General features: G+C 38.8%; 2 protein-coding genes. Both read right to left on the reverse strand.

The genetic code is table 11. The features are described from left to right. A partial coding sequence (locus PV02_RS12860) for a choice-of-anchor R domain-containing protein (protein ID WP_256623818.1) occupies positions 1-575 on the reverse strand: 575 nt, incomplete at its 3' end. Between the two features lie 401 nt (positions 576-976). After that, positions 977-1,161 (reverse strand): hypothetical protein (locus PV02_RS12865; protein WP_256623819.1); only part of this gene is annotated, 185 nt, incomplete at its 5' end.

Below are 1,161 nucleotides of genomic sequence, written 5' to 3' on the forward strand. Positions count from 1 at the left end.
CAGATCTTTCCATTGAAATATGCTATGTTTGTCTTTGCAGTAATATCATTTATGCCCTTGTTTGTTCCGGCGTAATTATAAGGAAGACGAATATTTGTCAGGGTGCCGTCAGGTGTTGGCTTGGACGCATAAAGGCCAAGCCAGCTTTTAGTGCTTGTCGGGGTTGGTCCGCTTAAGTACTGAACAACGATCCAATAAGTCTGGCCTTTTTTCAGGGCTACATTAGGGGAAATATCAACTGTAGACCATACATCATCTTTTGGATTGGTAAGTGTGCCTTTCCCAAGTGCTGTCCCGCTGGGATAGCTTCCGGAGTTGGTCTGTATCTGAACGCTCCACGAAGGCTGGTTGGTTGCTGGAATACCACATCCCGGAAGCAGCATTACCTTATCGAGTGTAATATCAGCCGGAGCCACATATTTAATAGCCATTTTAGCTGTCGGGCTTTTGAGCAGATTGCTTGATCCGCCGCTCAGAATATTGATCTCGTTTGCTGGCCCAACGTCAATAGCATCTACAGGATTAATTGAAGCTATCAAAAAAATTAAAAATAAACCTGTAGCCATGGATTTCATTTGAACATACATTCTTGACCTCTTAAATTTTCTTCTTGACGAGGCATTAAGGAATCAACCAGCCCGCACAAGCTATAGTTTAATGAGAATCTGACCTGTTATGGCAGAAAGATACTATCATGATGTAATTTCTGTTTACAGGAGAGAATGGATCTTGTTTGTAACTTATTTCCACAAGACATTAACTAGTAATCCTTAAAGCATATATCATCTTTCAGATTAAAAAAAAAGCTCAAGTAACTTTTCGTTCTTACAAATGACGAAAAGCATGAACAAAGATAGCAGTCGACCGATACTATCAGATAAATATGAATTTATTTATATTTAAAACCTCATATGTATTTAAATACTACATAACATACAGGGCCTAATAGTGATTTTAATTATATAGAGCACTTTAATCATCCTGATATTGAGGTTTTAAAAGAAGTGTGGATGAAGGACATAGGTCCTCCGATCCACATTAGACTGTGCATAAAATGTTCGGATATCTCAGGTGCAGTTATCACAATAACTTGAATGACATGTCTCCTTTTTGATCCGATACAGCATTTGCCCAGGTACTGGTAGTTCTCATTACATAGCT

The organism is Methanolobus chelungpuianus, from assembly GCF_024500045.1.
Taxonomy (GTDB): Archaea; Halobacteriota; Methanosarcinia; order Methanosarcinales; family Methanosarcinaceae; genus Methanolobus; species Methanolobus chelungpuianus.